Source organism: Halobaculum sp. D14 (genome assembly GCF_051195135.1).
Classification (GTDB): domain Archaea; phylum Halobacteriota; class Halobacteria; order Halobacteriales; family Haloferacaceae; genus JBNTKA01.
The window spans coordinates 17,037-35,008 of record NZ_JBNTKA010000004.1; the positions used below are offsets into that span (position 1 = coordinate 17,037).

Genomic DNA, 17,972 nt, shown 5'->3' on the forward strand with positions numbered 1-17,972 from the left:
GTGTCACGCGGCGGTGGTTCCGGTCTGTCGCTCGGCCCGGCGCGCCGAGGTGTGCAGTCGGGCGAAAAGACGGGAGGCGGACTCGGCCGGGTCGTCGTGGTACTCCGACCGGACGTGTAGGTCGGCGTCGCCGATGGGTGCGGCACCCAGCGAGCCGGGGGGGACGGTTGTCAGGTCCATACGTCCGATTCAGCCCGGGCGATTATATAGCCGATGGCGACTCGCCGCTCCCGCGTGCGGTACCGACTCCCGTGCCCGTTTCGATGCGAAACACTTGACTGACCGGCCAGTCAAGCTTCGGTAACGCGGCCCCGAGTCGCAGCCCCCATTCGATGAGCCAGGATTCAGAGACAGAGTCGGCGTTCATGGAGGCGACGTACCGCGCGCTCTGCGAGCACGGGTACGCCGACCTCACGATGCAGGACATCGCCGACGAGACGGACAAGAGCAAAGCGACGCTCCACTACCACTTCGACGGGAAGGCGGAGCTGTTCCGAGAGTTCCTCGCGTACCTCAACGAGGACTTCACGGACAGCGTCGCCGACCCGGGGGGCGACACGCCGGCCGAGCAGCTGATTCGGCTGCTCGAGACGGTGCTCGAAACCCCGGCGGACGGGACGGACCAGCAGTTCAACACGGCGTTCCTCGAAATCAAGGCGCAGGCGCCGTACCGCGACGGCTACCGCGAGGCGCTCGACAGTTTCGACGGCCACCTCCACAGCGAGGTGCGCTCGCTCGTCGCCGCCGGCGTCGACGCCGGGCAGTTCCCCGACGACACGGACCCGGACCACGTCGCGAACCACGTCCTCACGTACATCCACGGCACGTGGACCAGGTCGGCAGCCGTCGGGTCCGAGGTGGACGCGCTCCGCGACGGCCTCGTCGACTACGTCGAGTCGCTGCTCGCAGACGACGTCGAGGTTCCAGTCGCAGACCACGGCGGGACTGAATCCGGTACGGACGACGACGCGAACGACGGCGACGAAGGCGGTCAGGGCACCGACGAGGTGACTGCCTGAATGGGGCTTCGCAGCCGTCTCTCGTCGGTGTTCAAGGGGCGAGAGGAGTTCGAACTGACCGAGGGCAGCATCGGGAAGCCGCTGTTTTACCTGTCGCTCCCCATCGTCATCACGAACCTGCTGCAGACCGCCTACAACCTCGCGGACACGTTCTGGCTCGGCCAGTACAGCACCGAGGCGCTCGCCGCGATTTCGTTCGCGTTCCCGATGGTGTTCCTGCTCATCTCGCTCGGCATGGGCGTCTCCGTCGCCGGCAGCGTCCTCGTCGCCCAGCACACCGGCGCCGAAGAGGAGGCGGAAGCCGAATACGCGGCGTCACAGACAGTCACGTTCGCCGCGATTGCCGCGCTGCTGCTCGGCGGCGTCGGCTACGTCTTCGTCGGCGAGTTCCTCGGGCTGCTCGGCGCGTCGCCGGACGTGCTGCCGCTCGCGACGTCCTACATGGAGATCATCGCGGCCGGGCTGGTGTTCATGTTCGGCTTCTTCGTGTTCATCTCGCTGATGCGCGGCTACGGCGACACCATCACGCCGATGCTCGTCATGCTCGGCACGGTCGTCCTCAACATCATCCTCGACCCATTCCTCATCTTCGGGTTCCAGGCGAACCCGCTGTTCACGATGCTCGGCCTCGGCGGCCTCGAAGCCACGCTGCTGTCGCTCACCGGGTACACCGGCTCCGGCGTCGGCGGCGCGGCGTACGCGACCATCTTCTCGCGGGCGGTCGCGTTCGTCGTCGGCCTCGCCATCATGTTCCGCGGGGAGCGCGGCGTCGAAATCCACCTCGACGACATGGTGCCGAACCTCTCGTACGCCCGCCGAATCGTCCGAATCGGCGTCCCGGCGTCCATCGAAGGGACGGGCCGGTCGCTGTCGGTGAACCTGATGCTCGTCATCGTCGGGTTCTTCTCGACGACGGTCGTCGCCGGCTACGGCATCGGCGTCCGCGTGTTCTCCGTCATCTTCCTGCCCGCCATCGCCGTGGCTCGCGGCGTCGAAACGATGACCGGGCAGAACCTCGGCGCCGGGAAACCCGACCGGGCCGCCGAGGCCGCGCGGCTCGCGGGACTGGTGACGTTCGGCGTCCTCTCGGCGGTCGGCGTCGTCGTCTGGGTCGCCGCCGCGCCGATTGCGGCGGTGTTCACCGACGACCCGGAGGTCGTCGAGGTGACGACGCAGTTCCTCAGGTACGTGGCGCCGACGTTCGGCTTCATCGGCGTCATGCGAGCGTACACCGGGAGTTTCCGCGGGGCGAGCAAGACGCTCACCGCGGCCGCGATTTCGGTGCTGATGCTCGGCTTCATCCGAATCCCGGTGGCGTACGCGCTGGTCCGACCCGGCAACGTCGGACTGCCGTTCGCCCCGATGAACTACACCGGCATCTGGATCGGGTTCGCTGTGTCGAACGTCATCGGCGCGGTCCTCGCGTACCTCTGGTACCAGCGCGGCACCTGGCGGGACGCCGACGTGACCGGCGGCCCGAGCGCCGCTGACGGCGCCGAGGGCGACGCTGAGGAGGAGCTGTCGGCGTCGATGGTGGACGACTGAGTGGGCTGACAGGCGACAGAGACCGCCCGCGGAGCGCCGTGTCGCACGACCGCTGGACGCTCCGCGGCGACGTTCACATACCCCGGCTGGCTCGTCACCGCATTTGAAACTACGCGGGACTCGTCCCGCCGGCGCGGCTCATCGAGCCGTGTTACCACGCCGTCCGACGCCTCTTTCAGCGCTGGCCGACTACCCGCAACTATGAGTACAGCAGACGATACCGGCGGGAAACCGACGAGGCAGGACGAGACGCGGCTCTGGCTGGTCGAACGGACCTACGGGGACGACGAACTGAACCTGATCATCCTCGTGTACGCGACGACCGACGGCGAACGGTACTTCCGGAAGGAGCGGGCGCTCACGAGCTTCGCGGACGACCGGCCGACGCGGGCTTCAGTCGTCGTCCCCGACGCGGAACTCGGCAGCGTCGACGACGAGGAGCAGCGCGCGCGGTACGAGACCGAGGCGACCCGGATGGCGGCCACGCACGACCCAGATGAGTCGCTCTGAGCAGAACGGGTACCGCCCGCTACGTTCGGTCAGACCGCTCCCGACTCGAGGACAGATGCGGCATCGGGGCGGAGCCGAAGAGCGTCAGGGGGGAGGATGACGAGCGACGGGGACGCCGCTGACGGTGGCTCGGCGGGCGACACGTTCGGGGTCGGCGTACAGGTGACCGACGAGGAGTTCCGGTTCGTCGTCCACGTCCCGTCCGACATCGACTCCGGGTGGAGCGACCCGGACTCGTTCCAGCAGCGCATCGAAGCCGTGACCTGGGACGTGCTGGACCGGCGAGAGACGCTGGGCCGAATCGACGCGGTGGCGGAGGCCGGCGACACCGTGACGCTCGGGACGGTGACGATGCAGCCCGGTGGCGACGTCACGGGGCACACGCTGTCGGCGCCGAGGGTCGACGGAGAACGGGACTGACGGACCGGCCTGACGGGGCGTCTATTCGGGGTGCGCGTCGAGTGCGTCGCCGATGGCGTTCGCGCGGACCGGGTCGTAGGCGGTGAGGTCGTACCGGTTCGCGGCGACCGTGTCGCCCCAGACGTCGAGCGCGCCGAGCGTGACGAACGCCTGAAGCGCGGCGCCGAGGGTCCGGGGCGTCGTCTCCGGGTCGGGAATCGCGGCGTGCACCTGCTTCGCCTGCGGGTAGCTCATTTCGACCGCTTCGAGCCCTCTACGCGCCTCCCGCCAGTGCCGGCGGAGGTAGCCGAAGTTGGTGGGGTCGACGCTGCGGAGGTGTTCGAGCGCGGCCGCAGACACCGCCCGTTCGGCGTCGTCGTCGCTCGGCGAGAGGTGCCGAGAGAGCAGCGCTGCCGCCCAGTCGTCGCTCGGAACTCCCGTGTGAACTTCGGCGCCGAGGTCGGCCGCTGCGGTCAGGAGCGTTTCGAGCGCGGCGTCGGGGTTGGCTGTCTCGCCGAGCACCGCGCCGACGTCGTCGACGACGAGCGACCCGGCGTCCTGGCTGGCGTGCTCGAACGCTCCTCGGACAAACGAAGCGAGGTCGGCGGCGGACTCCGTCGGGGTTTCCACGGCGGAGAGGAACACGCCGCCGGCGAGGCGCTGTGCGCCCCGCATCCCGGCCTGTCCGTCCGCTCCGACTTCCGCTCCCCCGGCGGTGGCGCCGCGGACGACGTCGTCGACGCTCACCAGATGCCTGTAGGCGGGTGGGTTCGGCGTCGACGCGAGCGCGTGGTGCCACTCGTCGACGGCGTCGGCTGCGAGGATCGCGACGTGCGCGCCGCCGGCGGCCCCGGCCGCAGCCGCGAGACCGGACGTATCCCCGTGGATGAATCCCTCCGCCCGGTCGGACCCGTCGGTGCCCATTCTATATTGAGTACCGGTCCGTCGATGATAAAAGTATGGATGGCCGCGACATCTGGTGACGTGGACTTTTCCGTGCAGCGGCCGCATCGCCGGTGATGACGTCCGAACGGAGTGCGGTCGAGGCGACGGAGGCGCTCGAAACCGTCCAGGAGGCGGCCGTCGAGCACGCGCTCGCTGCCGGCGACGCGCGCCGGGCGCTGGCGCTCGCAGGGGCGCTCGAACCGCTTCGCCGTCGGACGTCCCGAGCGGACGACAGCGACCCGGACCCCGTGGTGACCGCGCTGTACACGACGCTCAGCGCGTGGGTCGCGCTGCGCGAGCGGCTCGGGTCGGTCGGGACCGAGTCGCCGCCGGCGCCGCCGGAGCCGGGGGACTTCGGGCTTCCGGAGGGTGAAGCCGAGAGCGCGGCGGTCCGGGGCGCGGCAGTGGCGTGCGCCCGGTTCGACGTGCCGGTGGCGCGCGCGGCGTCGCTGGCGGGGTGTTCGCGCTCCGAACTGGAGCGTCAGGTGGCGTCGCTGGCTGACGAGCCGGCCGGTGACCGGTCGGAGCCGGCAACCGACGGCGGGTAGCCGTCACCGGAGCACCCGGCTTTATAAACCATCGGTTTATAAGCAGAGGTGAGGAAAGACGACGCATGACGGACCCTGCAGACTCAATCGAGATTCAGAACGTGGTGGCATCGACCGGGATCGGGCAGGAGCTCGACCTCGAAGCGCTCGCGGAGGACCTCCCCGGCGCCGACTTCAACCCCGACAACTTCCCGGGGCTCGTCTACCGGACGCAGGACCCGAAGGCCGCCGCGCTCATCTTCCGCTCCGGCAAGATCGTCTGCACCGGCGCGAAGAGCATCGACGACGTCCACGACGCGCTCGGCATCATCTTCGAGAAGCTCCGGGGCCTGTCGATTCCGGTCGAGGAGGACCCCGACATCACGGTGCAGAACATCGTCTCCTCCGCCGACCTCGGCCACCAGTTGAACCTGAACGCGCTCGCCATCGGCCTCGGCCTCGAGGACGTCGAGTACGAACCCGAGCAGTTCCCGGGGCTCGTCTACCGGATGGACGAACCGGACGTCGTGATTCTGCTGTTCGGCTCCGGGAAAATCGTCATCACGGGCGGCAAGCGCACCGACGACGCCGAGGAGGCCGTCGAGGAAATCGTCGAACGCATCGAGTCGCTCGGCCTGCTCGGCTAACTCACGCCGCCCGACCGCCGCTCCGCCGCGAGCAGACACGGCCCTCCGCGCTCACCGACGGTTCGCGTTCGTGAATAGGCGGTGAGCACGCCCGGAAACCGGTCGAGGGCGTTCTTCGGCAGATTCCGCTCCGTTTTCTCCAGAGACCTCGCAGTCCGTATCCGTGCAGCGGGCCGTGATTCGACGCGTCTGGGCCCGTCGACGACCGAGTCGGCGTCGGGCCACCGAGAAACTGGAAACCGGTCGTCGCTGACGCGGAACACGGCGCACGAACGGGGGTAAAGGGTTTATACGAGAACTGCTAATCCCCGGTATAGTGGCTTCCCGACAGGGCGGTCCCGACGCGAGCGCGTCGGAGCAAACCGGTCGCGGCGTGTCGTTCACGGACGCACCCTCCCGCACCCGGACCCCGGATTCTCCCGCGGGCGGCGTTCGCGACGTCTCCACTCCCCCGACGCGTGACCCGGGGGCGTACGCGCAGACGGACCACTTCCGCGAGCGGCTGCGCCAGCCCGGCCGGTACATCTCGCTCCCGGTGGTCGGCGAGACCATCCGGCGGGGGCAGCTCCGGTGGAACAGCACCGACGGCTGGCGGTTCGCGCTCGTCAAGTCCGGCGTGCGGTTCGTCGTCGTCGTCAGCGACACCGAGACGGCGTCGCCGGTGCTCGTCACCGGCTGGACCGAGGTGGCGGACTGGGACGCCGCCGTCGCCGCCGACCGGTGGAGCGACGCGGACGTGGAGACGATTCGGCTCCGCGCCGACCTCTCGGCGCACAGCGACCGGCAGATACCGGGCCGCATCCGGCCGCGGACCGTCACCCGGCCCTTCGACCTCGGTGGGCACAGCGTGACGACGGACGCCGGCGAGAGCGCGGTGACGTGCGTCGACTGCGGCGGCCGGTTCCGGTCGAAGCGCGCGCTCGTCGAGTGCCGCTGCCGGCGCTCCTGAACCAGGTGAAAGAGCGGACAGTAGAGACGACCCGCCCGGCCCGCTCGGACGCTCGGCGCCGAGTGGCCGTTTTCAGAGGAACTCGTCGAGCGTGGCGGTGTCGCGGCTGATCTGTCTGGGCGGGTCGCGTTCGACGAAGTCGTAGCCGTAGTCGTCCGCGAGCGCCGCGGCGTCGTCGCTGATTCCGGGGCCGACGACGATGCCGCGGACCGAGTCGGTGGCGCCGTCGGGCGTGTTCGCCTCGCAGTACCGGCGGAGTTGGTGGACGGCCTCCGGGTCGATGGCGCGCTGTTTCAGTTCGACGAGCGTCCGCGTGCCGTCGGCGTCGCGGCCGACGATGTCGACCGGGCCGGCGCCGGTGTCGTACTCGTCCTCCTCGACGCGGAACCCCGGCTCGATGTCGTCGGGGTCCGCGAGCAGCGCCGCTTTCAGGTCGGCTTCGACGCCGGAGATGTCCTTCGCGCCGTGGTCCGCGAGCCGCCGCGCGTCGAGGTGGTACACCGTCGAGACGTACACGTCGAGTTCGTCGACGCTGCCGCCGGAGCCGTCGCGGCCGCGGAGCAGCAGCCGCGGTTCGTCGTTGTCGCCGGGGTGTTCGGCGCCGGCGACGACGCGCGTCGAGAGGGTCGCGCCGCTGCCGAGCCAGTTCTGCGGCTTCGTCCCGGTCGGGGCGTGCACGGTCAGCCCGCCGTCCTGTTTCACGATGACGTCGCGGTCGCCGGCGGTGAGTTCCGCGACCGCCTTCCCGTCGTACTCGGTTTCGCACTCGGCGGTCAGCAGGACGCGCTCGCCGCGCACCCGCGCCGCAGTGATGCGGTCTGCGACCGACTCGAACCCCGCGGTCGACGCCACCGGATACGTCACGTCGTCGCCTTCGGTCACGGCGCCGAGTTCAGCGGCCCGGGAGAAATCCGTGTCGCTTCCGGCGGCTCGGGAGTCTGTCGGTCACCGCGGCTCGCCGGTGCCGTCGGCGCCGCCCGAGTCGGCACCGACGGCCGCGTCGGTGTCTGCCTCGGCAGCCGAGTCGCTGTCCTCGTCGGGGTCCGCACCGGTGTCGGCTCCGCCGGGGGCGGCACGGAGCGGCGGGAGGTCGACGCCGCCGGCGTCGCGGTAGTCGTCGAGGACGAACGTCGCGACGACGCCGACGAACTCCCAGACGGCGAACCAGAGCGCGACGGTGACGGCGGTGTCGGCGACGAGTTCGAAGTCGAACTGCGCGAGCGTGACGCTGTGGAGTGTCCGGCCGAGCGTCGTCGCCGGGTCGAGCGTGAGCGCGGCGACGAACAGCCAGCCGGCGACCGGGACCGCGACGGCCCCCAGTCCGACGTGTCGACGTCGCGACCGAAGCCACGGCACGGCGGGTAGTCGGTCCGGGCGGAGCCACGGAAGCGCGGCCGCGGTCACTGCGACGGCGAGCGCCGCGACGGCGATTCCGGGAACCGCCAGGTACAGCGCCGCACCGGTCACGTCGACGAGACAGAGCGCGGCGGCGACGGCGTACACGACCCCGAGCGAGACGACCGGCGGATCGCTCGGGCCGCGACCGAGCGGCGGATACAGCTCCGCGTACCCGGCGAGCGTCCGGCCCGCGGGGACGCCGAGCGCGACGACGCCGGCCCCGGCCGCAAGGACGCTCACGGCGCCGGTCAGCGCGACCGGGTCGACCGGGAGGTACGCCGCCATCGCGTCCGCCGCGGGGACGTCCGCGAGCGTGAGTCGGACCCACGGAATCACGCCGAGCGCCACCGTCGCGGTCAGCGTGACCACGACCGCGACGACGCCAGCGGCGGCGACGACGCCCGTAGCGGCCGTCCCCGTGGTCGCGCCGCCGGCCGGATTCCCATCGGTAGCCTCCGGGGTGGCGGTGACTGCCGCCGCCGCGTGGGCGGCCGCTTCGACGCCGACGAACGCGAACACAGCGGCGCCGGCGCCGGCGACGAGCCGCCCGACCGGGTCGGCTCTGAGGTCGGCGGTCGGCAGCACCGGCTCGAAGCTGCGCAGCGTGAACTCCCCGACGCCGGGGACGAACGCGGCGAGCAGCCCGAGCGTCAGCGCCGCGACGACGCCGACCGCGACCGCGGCGACGACGGAGACGGCGCGGCGACGACCGACCGCGTGCGCGAGCCAGCCGGCGACGCAGACCGCGACGGCGACGCCGTCGGCGAGCGCGGGCGTCGGCGCGACGCCGAGCAGGTCGACGAGCACCGGCGGGACGGCCATCGACTCGTAGAGGTACGACCCGGCGGTCGCCGGGAGCGGCGCGAGGTGGCCGAGCCAGTCGGCGAGCAGCGCCACGAGCGCGACGTACGCCGCCAGCGACGGCCACGACGCGAGCACCCCGAGTCGGCGTGACCCCCACGTCCGTGAGACGGCGCGGTAGACGACGCCGTCCCCGGGGAACGCGGCGGCGAGCACGGCGTACGCGGCGGCGACAGCGACGGCGGCGGCGCCGGCGAGCAGGTACGACAGCGGCGAGAGCGGCCCCGCGGTCTCCGCGACGCCGCGCGGCACGTACAGGAGGCCGCCGCCGACGCACGCCGCGACGCCGACGCCGAGGACGCGGAGCCGCCTCAGCACCGCCGTCGTGTCCCGAGCCATGGCTTCGGTGTGTTACGGAGTGACAAAAGCGTGCGGCGGACGTGCGCGCCGGTCCCGCCGTGACGGCCTCGACGAATCGGCTCCCCCGTCAGCGGTTCCGGCCGAGCGGGAAGCTCACGCGGTCGGGGTTGTCGTTGAACTCGTCGAGGATTCGCTCGTACAGTTCGTTGCGGACGTTCGTGGCGCCGCGCGGCCGCGTGAGGTAGCGCAGCCGAAGTTCGACCCACGACTCCGTCTGGACGACGTTGACTGACGGCCGCTCGGCGACTTCGAGTTCCACCGCGGTCTCCGAGAGCCGGCGGCGGTAGTGTTCGATTGCGGCCGCCATCTCGTCGCCGAGGTAGTCGTCGGCGACGCCGACCATGGTCTCGCGGGCGAACGCCAGGTCGGTCTCGTAGGCGACCTGCACCGCGAGTTCGTTCCAGACGTACGGGAAGCCGGCGCCGCCGAAGTTCACGATGTCGGAGCTCAGCACCTTGCTGTTCGGGACCGTGACCACGCGGCCGGACGGCTGGTTCGTCGAGACGAGCGAGCCGTTGATCTCCCACAGCGTCGTGACGAGGAAGTCGACCTCGATGACGTCGCCTTTCTCGCCGTCGATTTCGACGCGGTCGCCGATCCGGTACGGCCGCTTCACCGTGATGTAGAACCACGCCACCAGCGACAGGAGCGGCTGCTGGAGCGCGAACGTGACGGCGAACCCGACGACGCCGAGCGACACCAGCACGCCGACCCACTGGTCGGTGAGCACGCCGAGCACGCCGAGCAGCGCGAGCGCGCCGAACGCGAGCCGCAGCGCGTTCCGGAGTTCGTGCCGCCGGCGGGTGCTGGCTCCCCGCGTCGCGACGGTGGACACGAGGAAGTACGCGCCGTTCGTCGCCAGCACGACCGCGGCGGCGAGAAGCAGCGTCGCCGCCGCCGAATCGGGGGTCACGCCGGCGACGGCGGGCAGCCCGAGCGACGCCAGCGGCGTCGTCGCCCGAATCCCGACCGACGCGAGCGTCGCCGCGACGGCGAGGACGAACGACGCGTATCCGAGTGGTCGTCGCACACGACGAAGCACCGGCCGCCGGGACAAACCGTTCGGATACCCGGACTCCGGCCAGCTAGCACCGTGCTCTGGTATCTGACGGGTCGCGTCCGGCGTGAGACGGAACGCTGAATTGGCTCTCCACGAACCTGAAGGCATGGGCACGGACTCGTCGGTCGACCACGCGGCCCGGGCGCGCGAGATTCTCGGCTTCTCGCGGTGGTGGCAGGTCGTCGCCGCCGCGGTGATGATGGCGCTCGTCAGCCCGTACCAGTACGTGTGGTCGTCCATTCAGTCGCCGCTCGCGGAGTCGCTGAACATTTCGCCGGAGGCCATCGGGCTGGTGTTCACGCTGTTCGTCGTGTTCCAGTCCGGGTCGCAGTTCCCGGTCGGCTGGATCCGCGACCGGTCGGGGCCGCGGCGGCTGACGCTGCTCGCGGGCGTCCTCGCCGGCGGCGGCTACCTCGGCCTCTCCGTCGCCACCGAGGTCTGGCAGCTCTATCTGTTTTACATCCTCGGGGCGGTCGGCGTCGGCATCGTCTACACGGTCGCCGTCAACACGGCGCTGAAGTGGTTCCCGGACCGCCGCGGCCTCACGACCGGCGTCGGCACGATGGCGTTCGCGGGCGGGTCGGCGCTCGTCGTCCCGTACGTCCGCGCGAACGCGGACGTCGGGTCGTACGCGGACGTGCTGTTCAACCTCGGACTCGTCATCGGCGTCGGCGTCCTCGTCGGCGCGCTCGTGCTTCGCGACCCGCCGACCGACTGGCTCGAAGCCACCGACGCCGGGGAAGGTGCCGGCGACGGTGAGGCCGACGGCGACGCGGAGACGGGCGCTGACGACGGCGCTGTCTCGGCGACCGGCGAGCAGTTCACGTCGACGGAGATGCTCCGGACGTGGCAGTTCTGGGTGATGTACGCCATGTTCATCGGCGTCTCCGCCGCGGGGCTGATGCTGACCGCGCAGGTCGTCTCGTTCGCGGACGCGCTCGGACTGAACGCGATTACGGCGACCGCGGGCGCGACGGTGCTGCCCATCGCCGGCGGCATCGGGCGACTGGTCGTCGGCGACCTCTCCGACCGCGTCGACCGCGAACGGGCGATGGCGGCGTCGTTCACGCTGTGCGGTCTCGGCGTGTTCGGCGTCGTCTACTTCGCCCAGCGCGGCGCGGCGCTCCCGTTCGTCGCCGCCGTCGTCGTCGCGACGTTCTTCTGGTCGCCGCAGTACACGCTGTTCCCGAGCGTGGTCGGCGACTACTACGGCCACGAGCACTCCTCGGCGAACTACGCGCTGCTGTACTCCGGGAAGATGTGGGGCGGCGTCTTCGGCGGCGCGCTCGTCGGCTGGCTCGTCGGCGTCACCTCCTGGACGGCGGCGTTCTCCGTCGGCGGCGCGGCCGCGGTGCTCGCCGGCGTCGCCGCGCTCGCGCTCTCGTCGCCGCGGTAGCGTCGGACCGAGCCGCAAACCCTCTTTCGACCGCATTCGCTGGTTTCGCTGTTCTCACCACCGAAAGCCGTGGATAGCGACCCGTCCCGGGGGCGGTTCGCGTCGTTCTGTCGCACCGGTTCCGACGCGGGGTTTTGTGATTCACAAAATCGTCGCGTCTGAGCGGTCGGCGTATCGCCTGTTTCGAGCCTCCGCGGAGCCGTACCTCCTCATAACTTATGAGAATCCATTTCGTCATTCGTAGAGGACGTACCAGGCGGGTATGGGAAACTATTATATTACCGGGGGTAGTAGAACTACATGGATTATGACTGGATACCACGACTACGTTCTCGGCCTCATCCCCGCCGCGCTTCTCGGAATCACCGCAGTTCTGGCGCTCGCGGGGCTGCCTGTCCGGGCGGCCGTGCCCGTGGGCGGCGCCGCGTCCGCGCTGCTCATCGGTCACGCCATGTTCGTTCGTGGCCCAGTCGCGTCGACCGGGTCGACCGCGTCGGGCACCACGAACGCCGCCTCCGGCCCGGCACCCAACGCGGACTGAACGGCCAGCAGACCACCGACTCGACGACCGCTGCATTTCTTCGCCGACCGCTCACCCGACCAGTCCCGACTCCGTCGTTCGGTCGACCGCGGCCGCGCCGCCCGAGTCGGAGCCTCAGTCGGCCGCGGAGTCGCTCCCGGGTCGACTCCGCGCCGCGTCGAGCCGCCGTCTCTGTCGGCGTCCCGCTTTTATCCCTCCCGGGCGAACGCCGACGCGTGACTGAAACGCTGTACTTATCGAGCGACGACGTCGACGGGCTGGCGACGCCCGCGGAGTACGTCGACGCGGTCCGCGACGCGTACCGACAGGTCGGCGAGGGCGCGCCGGCGGAGCCGCGGACGAAGCTGGTGAACGACGAGCCGCCGGGGATGCTGACGACGTACGCGGCCGTGCTGCCCGACACCGGGGCGATGGGCGGATACATGTACTCCGCGGGGTTCGGCGCCCGCGACGCCTGGTTCATGTCGCCGCTGTTCGACGCCGACTCCGGCGAGCCGCTGGCGCTGCTCGACGGCGCCTCGATGAATCCGTACAAGACCGGCGCCGCCGGGGCGGTCGGCGTCGACGCGCTGGCCCGCGAGGACGCGACGTCGCTCGCGCTGTTCGGCAGCGGCGCGCAGGCGCGCGGCCAACTGAAGGCGACCGCCGAGGTCCGCGACCTCGAAACGGTCTGGGTGTACTCGCCGACGAAAGAGCACCGCGAGGAGTTCGCCGGCGAACTCAACACGGAACTGGACGCCGCGGTCGCTGCGGTCGCGTCGCCGGCCGCCGCCGTCGAGGACGCCGACATCGTGGTCACGGCGACGAACGCCGACGAACCGGTGTTCGACGGCGACCTCCTCGACCCGGGGACGCACGTCACCGCGATGGGGCAGTACGACCCCGACAAGCGCGAACTCGACCACACCACCATCGAGCGCGCCACGTACGTCCCGGACCTCCGCGCCCGCGCGACCCACGACGCCGGGTCGTTCCTGTCCGCGCTGGACGCCGGCGTCGTCGACGAGGACCACGTGCACGCGGAACTCGGCGAGGTCGTCGCCGGCGTCGAACCGGGCCGCACGAGCGACGACGAAATCACGGTGTTCGACTCCGGCGGCACCGGCGTCGAAACCGCGGCCGCAGCGTACCTGCTGTACGAGAAAGCCGTCGACGAAGGGCTGGGCTCCACGATCGACGTCTCGCCGGCGAGCCAGGCGCTCACCGGCCAGTAGTCGACGGGCCGAACCGACAGTCCGAGTCGACCGCGGCGTGGCGCCGGGCGGCAAGAACACACTTCACTGCGGCCGCCGAGACGCCACTGTGCCTTCGACGCTCTCGACGCGGGTCGGCGCCGCCGCCCGCGAAAAGCCGCTGTTGGCAGCGTCCGGCGCCGTCGCGGCCGCCGTCCTCGTCGCCGCCGCGGTCGGCTACGTCGGCGTGTTCGGCCCCGGCGCGACGGCGCCCGGTTCGACGGTCGGCGCCGCGCTGTTCGCGCTGCTCGGCGGCGAAGCGGTGCTCGCCGGACTCGTCCTCCTCCGCGCGGTCCACGGCCTCGTAACGTACTACGACACCGGGAGCCGCCCGTCAGCGGTCGAACTGGTACTAGCCGGCGCGGAGGTGTTCGTCGTCGGCGTCGGCGTCGTTCTGGGCTCCGCGGCGGCCGTGCTCGCCGACGGCGCCGACCCGGAGGTCGGCGGTGAAATCCTCGCGGCGACGCTCGGCGTCGCCGTCGCGCTCGGCGTCGTCCTCGCTGTCGCGTCGGCCGTGCGCGCCGCGGTTGGGCTGTCGGGGCTCGGCGACTCGACCACGTAGCCGGCGGAGAGCGCGGCGGCATCGAACCCGTGCCGCGCCCGCAGAGGCAGGTCAGGAGCGGCGTCGCTCCCGGACGTGGAGCGCGAGCGCGCAGGCGACCGCCAGGACGCCGCCGGCGGTGACGATGCCGAAGGCGACGCGGTACCCGGTGACGGAGTAGATGCGGGCCCCGTCGACGACCTTCCCGGTCCAGTAGGCGTCGAGCGCGGCGCCGAGGACGCCGGGGAACACGGCGGCGCCGGCGTACGCCAGTCCGTTCACGGTGCCCGTCGCGGCGCCGCTGTCGTCGGCGTGCCGCTCTTTCGCGACTGTGTAGGCGACCATGGCGCCGCCGGAGACGAACATGGCGACGAACAGCACCGCGGCGACGACGACCAGCGGCGGGGTCACGGTGACGAACACGACGCCGTAGGCGGCGAGGAAGACCACGCAGGAGGCCAGTATCACGCCGGTCCGGCTGCCGATTCGGTCCGAGAGCGCGCCGAACGCCGGCGAGCCGAGCGCGAAGCCGACGTTGGCGGCGAGCACCGCCGTCGCCGCCGTCGCCACCGAGGCGTCGTACACGTGGACGATGTACGGGACGCCCCACAGCCCGACGACCGTGAAGTTCAGCCCGATGACGAGGAACAGCATGACGCCCATCAGCCACGTGTCGAGGTCGGAGAGCACGCGCCGGGCGCCCGCGAGCACCTCGCCGAGCCCCGCCGCGGTTCGGTCGTCGCCCGCGACCTGCCCGCCGGCGACGGCGTCCGCGGCCTCCGGCCGGTCCTCGACGCCGACGAACACGGCGACCGCGACGAGCAGCATCGTCGCGGCGGCGGCGAACAGCACCGACCGCCACCCGGCCATCCCGGCGGCGACCGCGAGCGGCGTCGTCGCCAGGACGCCGCCGAGCCCCGCCGCGGCGATGGTGAAGCCGGTCATCGTCGCGAACTCCTCGGGCGCGAACCAGTTCGCGCAGAACCGGAGGACGGCGACGTAGATGACGCTGCCGCCGAGCCCCGCGAGGAAGCGGCCGAGGAAGCCGACCGCCAGCGAGTCGCTCGCGGCGAACACGCCGACGCCGACCGCCATGCCGACGAGGCCCGCGCCGACGACGCGCCGCGGCCCGTAGCGGTCCGCGACGAGCCCCGCGGGGAGCTGTGCGGCGGCGTAGATGTAGTAGAACGACGAGTGCAACAGTCCGAGTTCGGCCGCCGTCGCGTCGAACGTCGCGGCGAGGTCGCCGGTCAGCACCGCCGTCGAGTTCCGGAAGAAGTTGACGAACAGGAACCCGAACGCCAGCACCGCCCACATCAGGTGCCGACGCTCCAGCCGCTGGTAGAACATGGTCGTTCCTTATAGACGGGGCGCTTGTAGGTTTGGGACGCGGCGAACGGCGACGGCCGCGCGGACGACGCCGGGACATCGCTGGACGCGAGGCGTCGTCGGGCCGAGACGCCCGGAACGTGAGGAATCCTGGTGTCGGCTGCCGGCCGTGGCCCTGCGGCTACTGGAGCCGGTAGCGGAGGAGCGCGGCGACGCCGCCGAGGTTCGACAGCTGCTGGCCGGGCGCGAAGTCCGCGGAGAACACGACGACGTCGCCGCCTTTCTGTTCGACCTCCTCGATGAGGTCGTTGGCGTCGACGTCCCAGTCGCCCTCCCCCTGCCGTTCGGCGCGGAGGCGCTCGTCGAGGATGAGCAGCGTCTCGACGGCGCCGAACTCGGCGGCCTCCATCGTCTCCTCGACGCCGTACGTCGCCTTCGCGCCCTCCGCGATGCGTTCGGTGAGTTCGTCGATGAGTTCGGCCTCGCGGGCGATGCGCGTCTCCTCTTGGACGTCGGCGACGGCGCCGCGCTTCAGGACCTCGTGGACGCCGCGGTCGCCGGCGGCGGAGGTGTCGACGACCGTGATTCGGTCGTCGAGGTCGCGGAACTCCTCGGCGACGTAGTCGCGGGCGTCGTTCTTCGTGAACCCCGGGCCGGCGAGGATGATGGCGTCGGGGTCGAGGTGGGACAGCGCCTCGCCGAGCTCCTCGAACAGCTCCTCGCGCGGCCGGGCGTAGTCGCCCTTCCCGGTCGGCTTCGTGAAGCTGGCGTACTCCTCGGTGCCGTACTGCTGGACGGTGTGGATGTAGGCTGCGCCCTCCTCGACGGTGGCGATGGCGACGTCCGGCGCGCCCGTGGCCTCCTCGGCCCCCTGGACGCGCTCGAGCTGATCGGGCTTGAACTCCTTTTCGATGGTGAGCTCCTTCCGCTCTTCGACGTTGATGGTGTGGTGGTGGCCGAGCTGGTCCTCGCGGGAGGCGTCGACGATGACGCCGCCGACGCGGAGCCGGTTCGCGAACCGGGCGAACTCGACGTCCTCGACCTCGATGGTGACGTGGATGTGTTCGCGTTCGCCGCCGGTGTCCCGGAGCGCCTCGTCGTCGCGCTGGATGCGGCGCGTGGTGTCCGCCTCGACGAGGTCGCCGGGTTCGAGGACGTGCGAGAGGTGCCAGAGGTCGTCGGTCGTCTCCGGGACGACCGTGAGGCGCGTGCGGCCCTCCTCGCCGCGTCCGCGGCCTTCGATGCGCATGCGGAACCCTCCGGCGGGCGGCTACAAAGGCCTTCTCAGACGCCCGCCGAACACGGCGCCTGCGACGTGGAACCCCGGAAGAATGCCCGACCGTTCAGTACGCGTCGCGCTGCGCGTCCGCCACCGGGCCGCCTGCGGCACCGGCGCCGGCCCCGCTGCGGGCGTCGGCGAAGCCGCGGCCGAAGCAGTAGTACGTGACGACCTGCCCGTAGAACAGCAGCGGGATGCCGACGAGGAGGAACACGAGCGGCGACGCGATGGTGCCGATGACGCCGCCGAGGACGACGCCGAGCAGGACGCCGACGAAGTAGTCGCTGGTGAGCGCGACCTGCTTGATTGTGTCGACGTCGAAGGCGGCGCTCAGCGAGCCTTCGAGCGCGAAGTTGGTGAGCGCAGCCGGGATGACGTACGAGATGACGAGCGCGACGACTGTGACGAGCGCGAACAGCAGCAGCGTCACGACGCCGAGCGCGGCGACGCCGCCGGAGCTCTCGGCGAACGCGGCGCCGCCGCCGATGACGACGACGACCAGGACGAACGGCACCATGATGGCGATGCCGTAGACGAAGTTGATGACGAGCAGCTTCAGGCCGTCGACGAACAGGTCGCCCCAGTCGGTGAACGACGGCGCCGCCTCTTCGCCGGTCGCCGCCGCCCGAAGCACCCGGATGAGGTAGCCCTGCACGATGAACGCCGGGATGATGAGTACGCTCAGCAGGGTGAGTACGCCGCCGATGATGAGCGTCGACACCCGGTCCTCGCTTTCGAGGGGGAACTTGACAGCGTCTTCGAACATACGTCTCCGTCAACAGGAGCCGAGAAAACGCTTTCCCCCGACGGCGTCGCGGACCGCGGCCGCGGCGACGACCTCGGCGTAAAACAGCAGGAAGTAGCCGACGAGCGCGACCGGGCGCGCCGGCGACGTCGCGAACGCGGCCGCGACGCCGAGCGCGCCGACGCCGATGCTCCAGCCGTAGAAGTACCGGGCGTTCGTTACGACGCCGAGCAGCGCCCGGACGTCGAAGGCGGTGCGGAGGCCGCTGCGGGCCGCCGCGGCGAGCGCCGCGGGGAGCGGGTAGGTGAAACAGCAGACGAACAGGATGGTGGCGGCGCCGCCGACGATGACGCCGAGCCGGCCGACGCCTGCGCCCGGGCCGCCGAGGAACAGTCCGCGGGCGGTGATGGCGAGGCCGACGACCGGAACCGCGAGGTACGCGGCGGCGACGACGGCGGCGACGACGCCGTCGCGGAGCAGCGACGGGACGTCGGTGAACCGCGGCGGCGCGTCGGCCGCGTCGGGCCGGAGCACTCGGAGCAGGTAGCCGAGCACGGGGACGAGCGGCAGCACCGGCACCCAGACGGAGACCAGGTGGAGCCCGAAGCCGACGGCGAGCGTTTCGGCGGCGTCGCCGCGGTCGCCGCGGTCGCCGCCGAACGGGTAGCGGAGCGCCTCGGACAGCACGG

20 protein-coding genes are annotated in these 17,972 nt (G+C 71.2%); 11 read left to right on the forward strand and 9 right to left on the reverse strand.

What is annotated here, in order from left to right; genetic code table 11:
- Positions 1 to 3: 3 nt before the first annotated feature.
- Positions 4 to 180, reverse strand: coding sequence for a hypothetical protein (locus tag ACQUST_RS13180; RefSeq protein ID WP_435129422.1), 177 nt, complete (start codon positions 178 to 180; stop codon positions 4 to 6).
- A 152-nt stretch (positions 181 to 332) separates the two neighbouring features.
- Between ACQUST_RS13180 and ACQUST_RS13185 the strand changes: the two genes are divergently transcribed.
- From ACQUST_RS13185 to ACQUST_RS13200, 4 genes are all read left to right on the forward strand, one after another.
- Positions 333 to 1,019 carry a TetR/AcrR family transcriptional regulator gene (locus tag ACQUST_RS13185; protein ID WP_435129425.1) on the forward strand — a complete coding sequence of 229 codons (687 nt, stop codon included), beginning with the start codon at positions 333 to 335 and terminating at the stop codon, positions 1,017 to 1,019.
- Complete coding sequence (locus ACQUST_RS13190) at positions 1,020 to 2,564, forward strand: MATE family efflux transporter (protein ID WP_435129428.1); 1,545 nt, start codon at positions 1,020 to 1,022, stop codon at positions 2,562 to 2,564.
- A 201-nt stretch (positions 2,565 to 2,765) separates the two neighbouring features.
- A complete protein-coding gene (locus ACQUST_RS13195) occupies positions 2,766 to 3,074 on the forward strand; it encodes a hypothetical protein (RefSeq protein WP_435129431.1) in 309 nt (102 codons plus the stop codon).
- A gap of 96 nt (positions 3,075 to 3,170) precedes the next feature.
- Entirely contained in the window at positions 3,171 to 3,494 is a 324-nt protein-coding gene (locus tag ACQUST_RS13200) for a hypothetical protein (protein ID WP_435129434.1), read from the forward strand.
- Between the two features lie 21 nt (positions 3,495 to 3,515).
- On the opposite strand, the gene ACQUST_RS13205 is transcribed toward ACQUST_RS13200, so the two are convergent.
- Positions 3,516 to 4,397: a hypothetical protein gene (locus ACQUST_RS13205; protein WP_435129437.1), complete on the reverse strand. Its 882-nt coding sequence runs from the start codon at positions 4,395 to 4,397 to the stop codon at positions 3,516 to 3,518.
- Between the two features lie 95 nt (positions 4,398 to 4,492).
- Between ACQUST_RS13205 and ACQUST_RS13210 the strand changes: the two genes are divergently transcribed.
- The 3 genes from ACQUST_RS13210 (at position 4,493) to ACQUST_RS13220 (ending at position 6,541) form a co-directional block, all read left to right on the forward strand.
- On the forward strand, positions 4,493 to 4,966 hold the full coding sequence (locus ACQUST_RS13210) for a hypothetical protein (protein ID WP_435129439.1): 474 nt from the start codon (positions 4,493 to 4,495) through the stop codon (positions 4,964 to 4,966).
- A 65-nt stretch (positions 4,967 to 5,031) separates the two neighbouring features.
- The gene (locus ACQUST_RS13215) at positions 5,032 to 5,592 is read left to right on the forward strand and encodes a TATA-box-binding protein (RefSeq protein WP_435129441.1); all 561 of its coding nucleotides are present in this window, start codon (positions 5,032 to 5,034) and stop codon (positions 5,590 to 5,592) included.
- A gap of 316 nt (positions 5,593 to 5,908) precedes the next feature.
- Positions 5,909 to 6,541, forward strand: a complete 633-nt coding sequence (locus tag ACQUST_RS13220; protein ID WP_435129444.1) for a hypothetical protein — start codon at positions 5,909 to 5,911, stop codon at positions 6,539 to 6,541.
- 72 nt (positions 6,542 to 6,613) lie between these two features.
- Here the strand turns inward: ACQUST_RS13220 and ACQUST_RS13225 are convergent, their stop codons facing one another.
- The 3 genes from ACQUST_RS13225 to ACQUST_RS13235 form a co-directional block, all read right to left on the reverse strand.
- The gene (locus ACQUST_RS13225; RefSeq protein WP_435129447.1) at positions 6,614 to 7,423 is read right to left on the reverse strand and encodes an endonuclease NucS domain-containing protein; all 810 of its coding nucleotides are present in this window, start codon (positions 7,421 to 7,423) and stop codon (positions 6,614 to 6,616) included.
- Positions 7,424 to 7,486: 63 nt separating this feature from the next.
- Entirely contained in the window at positions 7,487 to 9,139 is a 1,653-nt protein-coding gene (locus ACQUST_RS13230) for a hypothetical protein (RefSeq protein ID WP_435129449.1), read from the reverse strand.
- A gap of 88 nt (positions 9,140 to 9,227) precedes the next feature.
- Positions 9,228 to 10,190, reverse strand: a complete 963-nt coding sequence (locus ACQUST_RS13235; protein WP_435129452.1) for a mechanosensitive ion channel family protein — start codon at positions 10,188 to 10,190, stop codon at positions 9,228 to 9,230.
- Between the two features lie 136 nt (positions 10,191 to 10,326).
- Here ACQUST_RS13235 and ACQUST_RS13240 point away from each other — a divergent pair, with 136 nt between their 5' ends.
- The 4 genes from ACQUST_RS13240 to ACQUST_RS13255 all read left to right on the forward strand — a co-directional run bounded on the left by ACQUST_RS13240 (position 10,327) and on the right by ACQUST_RS13255 (position 13,951).
- A complete protein-coding gene (locus ACQUST_RS13240; protein WP_435129454.1) occupies positions 10,327 to 11,616 on the forward strand; it encodes an OFA family MFS transporter in 1,290 nt (429 codons plus the stop codon).
- 307 nt (positions 11,617 to 11,923) lie between these two features.
- Positions 11,924 to 12,157 (forward strand): hypothetical protein, encoded by a 234-nt coding sequence (locus tag ACQUST_RS13245; RefSeq protein ID WP_435129457.1) that lies wholly within the window; start codon positions 11,924 to 11,926, stop codon positions 12,155 to 12,157.
- Between the two features lie 215 nt (positions 12,158 to 12,372).
- Positions 12,373 to 13,371 (forward strand): ornithine cyclodeaminase family protein, encoded by a 999-nt coding sequence (locus ACQUST_RS13250; protein ID WP_435129460.1) that lies wholly within the window; start codon positions 12,373 to 12,375, stop codon positions 13,369 to 13,371.
- Positions 13,372 to 13,459: 88 nt separating this feature from the next.
- The gene (locus tag ACQUST_RS13255; protein WP_435129463.1) at positions 13,460 to 13,951 is read left to right on the forward strand and encodes a hypothetical protein; all 492 of its coding nucleotides are present in this window, start codon (positions 13,460 to 13,462) and stop codon (positions 13,949 to 13,951) included.
- Between the two features lie 51 nt (positions 13,952 to 14,002).
- On the opposite strand, the gene ACQUST_RS13260 is transcribed toward ACQUST_RS13255, so the two are convergent.
- The 4 genes from ACQUST_RS13260 to ACQUST_RS13275 form a co-directional block, all read right to left on the reverse strand.
- Positions 14,003 to 15,280, reverse strand: coding sequence for an MFS transporter (locus ACQUST_RS13260; RefSeq protein WP_435129466.1), 1,278 nt, complete (start codon positions 15,278 to 15,280; stop codon positions 14,003 to 14,005).
- Between the two features lie 160 nt (positions 15,281 to 15,440).
- Positions 15,441 to 16,508 carry an mRNA surveillance protein pelota gene (locus ACQUST_RS13265; RefSeq protein ID WP_435129469.1) on the reverse strand — a complete coding sequence of 356 codons (1,068 nt, stop codon included), beginning with the start codon at positions 16,506 to 16,508 and terminating at the stop codon, positions 15,441 to 15,443.
- 94 nt (positions 16,509 to 16,602) lie between these two features.
- Positions 16,603 to 17,304: a DUF4013 domain-containing protein gene (locus ACQUST_RS13270; protein ID WP_435129472.1), complete on the reverse strand. Its 702-nt coding sequence runs from the start codon at positions 17,302 to 17,304 to the stop codon at positions 16,603 to 16,605.
- Between the two features lie 9 nt (positions 17,305 to 17,313).
- Positions 17,314 to 17,970 carry a DUF4013 domain-containing protein gene (locus tag ACQUST_RS13275; RefSeq protein ID WP_435129474.1) on the reverse strand — a complete coding sequence of 219 codons (657 nt, stop codon included), beginning with the start codon at positions 17,968 to 17,970 and terminating at the stop codon, positions 17,314 to 17,316.
- Positions 17,971 to 17,972: the final 2 nt, after the last annotated feature.

Coding starts and splice junctions, on each gene's coding strand:
- ACQUST_RS13265 (WP_435129469.1), bottom strand. CDS start 16,508: ATGCGCATCGAAGGCCGCGGACGCGGCGAGGAGGGCCGCACGCGCCTC.
- ACQUST_RS13195 (WP_435129431.1), top strand. CDS start 2,766: ATGAGTACAGCAGACGATACCGGCGGGAAACCGACGAGGCAGGACGAG.
- ACQUST_RS13180 (WP_435129422.1), bottom strand. CDS start 180: ATGGACCTGACAACCGTCCCCCCCGGCTCGCTGGGTGCCGCACCCATC.
- ACQUST_RS13270 (WP_435129472.1), bottom strand. CDS start 17,304: ATGTTCGAAGACGCTGTCAAGTTCCCCCTCGAAAGCGAGGACCGGGTG.
- ACQUST_RS13205 (WP_435129437.1), bottom strand. CDS start 4,397: ATGGGCACCGACGGGTCCGACCGGGCGGAGGGATTCATCCACGGGGAT.
- ACQUST_RS13215 (WP_435129441.1), top strand. CDS start 5,032: ATGACGGACCCTGCAGACTCAATCGAGATTCAGAACGTGGTGGCATCG.
- ACQUST_RS13240 (WP_435129454.1), top strand. CDS start 10,327: ATGGGCACGGACTCGTCGGTCGACCACGCGGCCCGGGCGCGCGAGATT.
- ACQUST_RS13210 (WP_435129439.1), top strand. CDS start 4,493: ATGACGTCCGAACGGAGTGCGGTCGAGGCGACGGAGGCGCTCGAAACC.
- ACQUST_RS13190 (WP_435129428.1), top strand. CDS start 1,020: ATGGGGCTTCGCAGCCGTCTCTCGTCGGTGTTCAAGGGGCGAGAGGAG.
- ACQUST_RS13245 (WP_435129457.1), top strand. CDS start 11,924: ATGACTGGATACCACGACTACGTTCTCGGCCTCATCCCCGCCGCGCTT.
- ACQUST_RS13185 (WP_435129425.1), top strand. CDS start 333: ATGAGCCAGGATTCAGAGACAGAGTCGGCGTTCATGGAGGCGACGTAC.
- ACQUST_RS13200 (WP_435129434.1), top strand. CDS start 3,171: ATGACGAGCGACGGGGACGCCGCTGACGGTGGCTCGGCGGGCGACACG.
- ACQUST_RS13230 (WP_435129449.1), bottom strand. CDS start 9,139: ATGGCTCGGGACACGACGGCGGTGCTGAGGCGGCTCCGCGTCCTCGGC.
- ACQUST_RS13260 (WP_435129466.1), bottom strand. CDS start 15,280: ATGTTCTACCAGCGGCTGGAGCGTCGGCACCTGATGTGGGCGGTGCTG.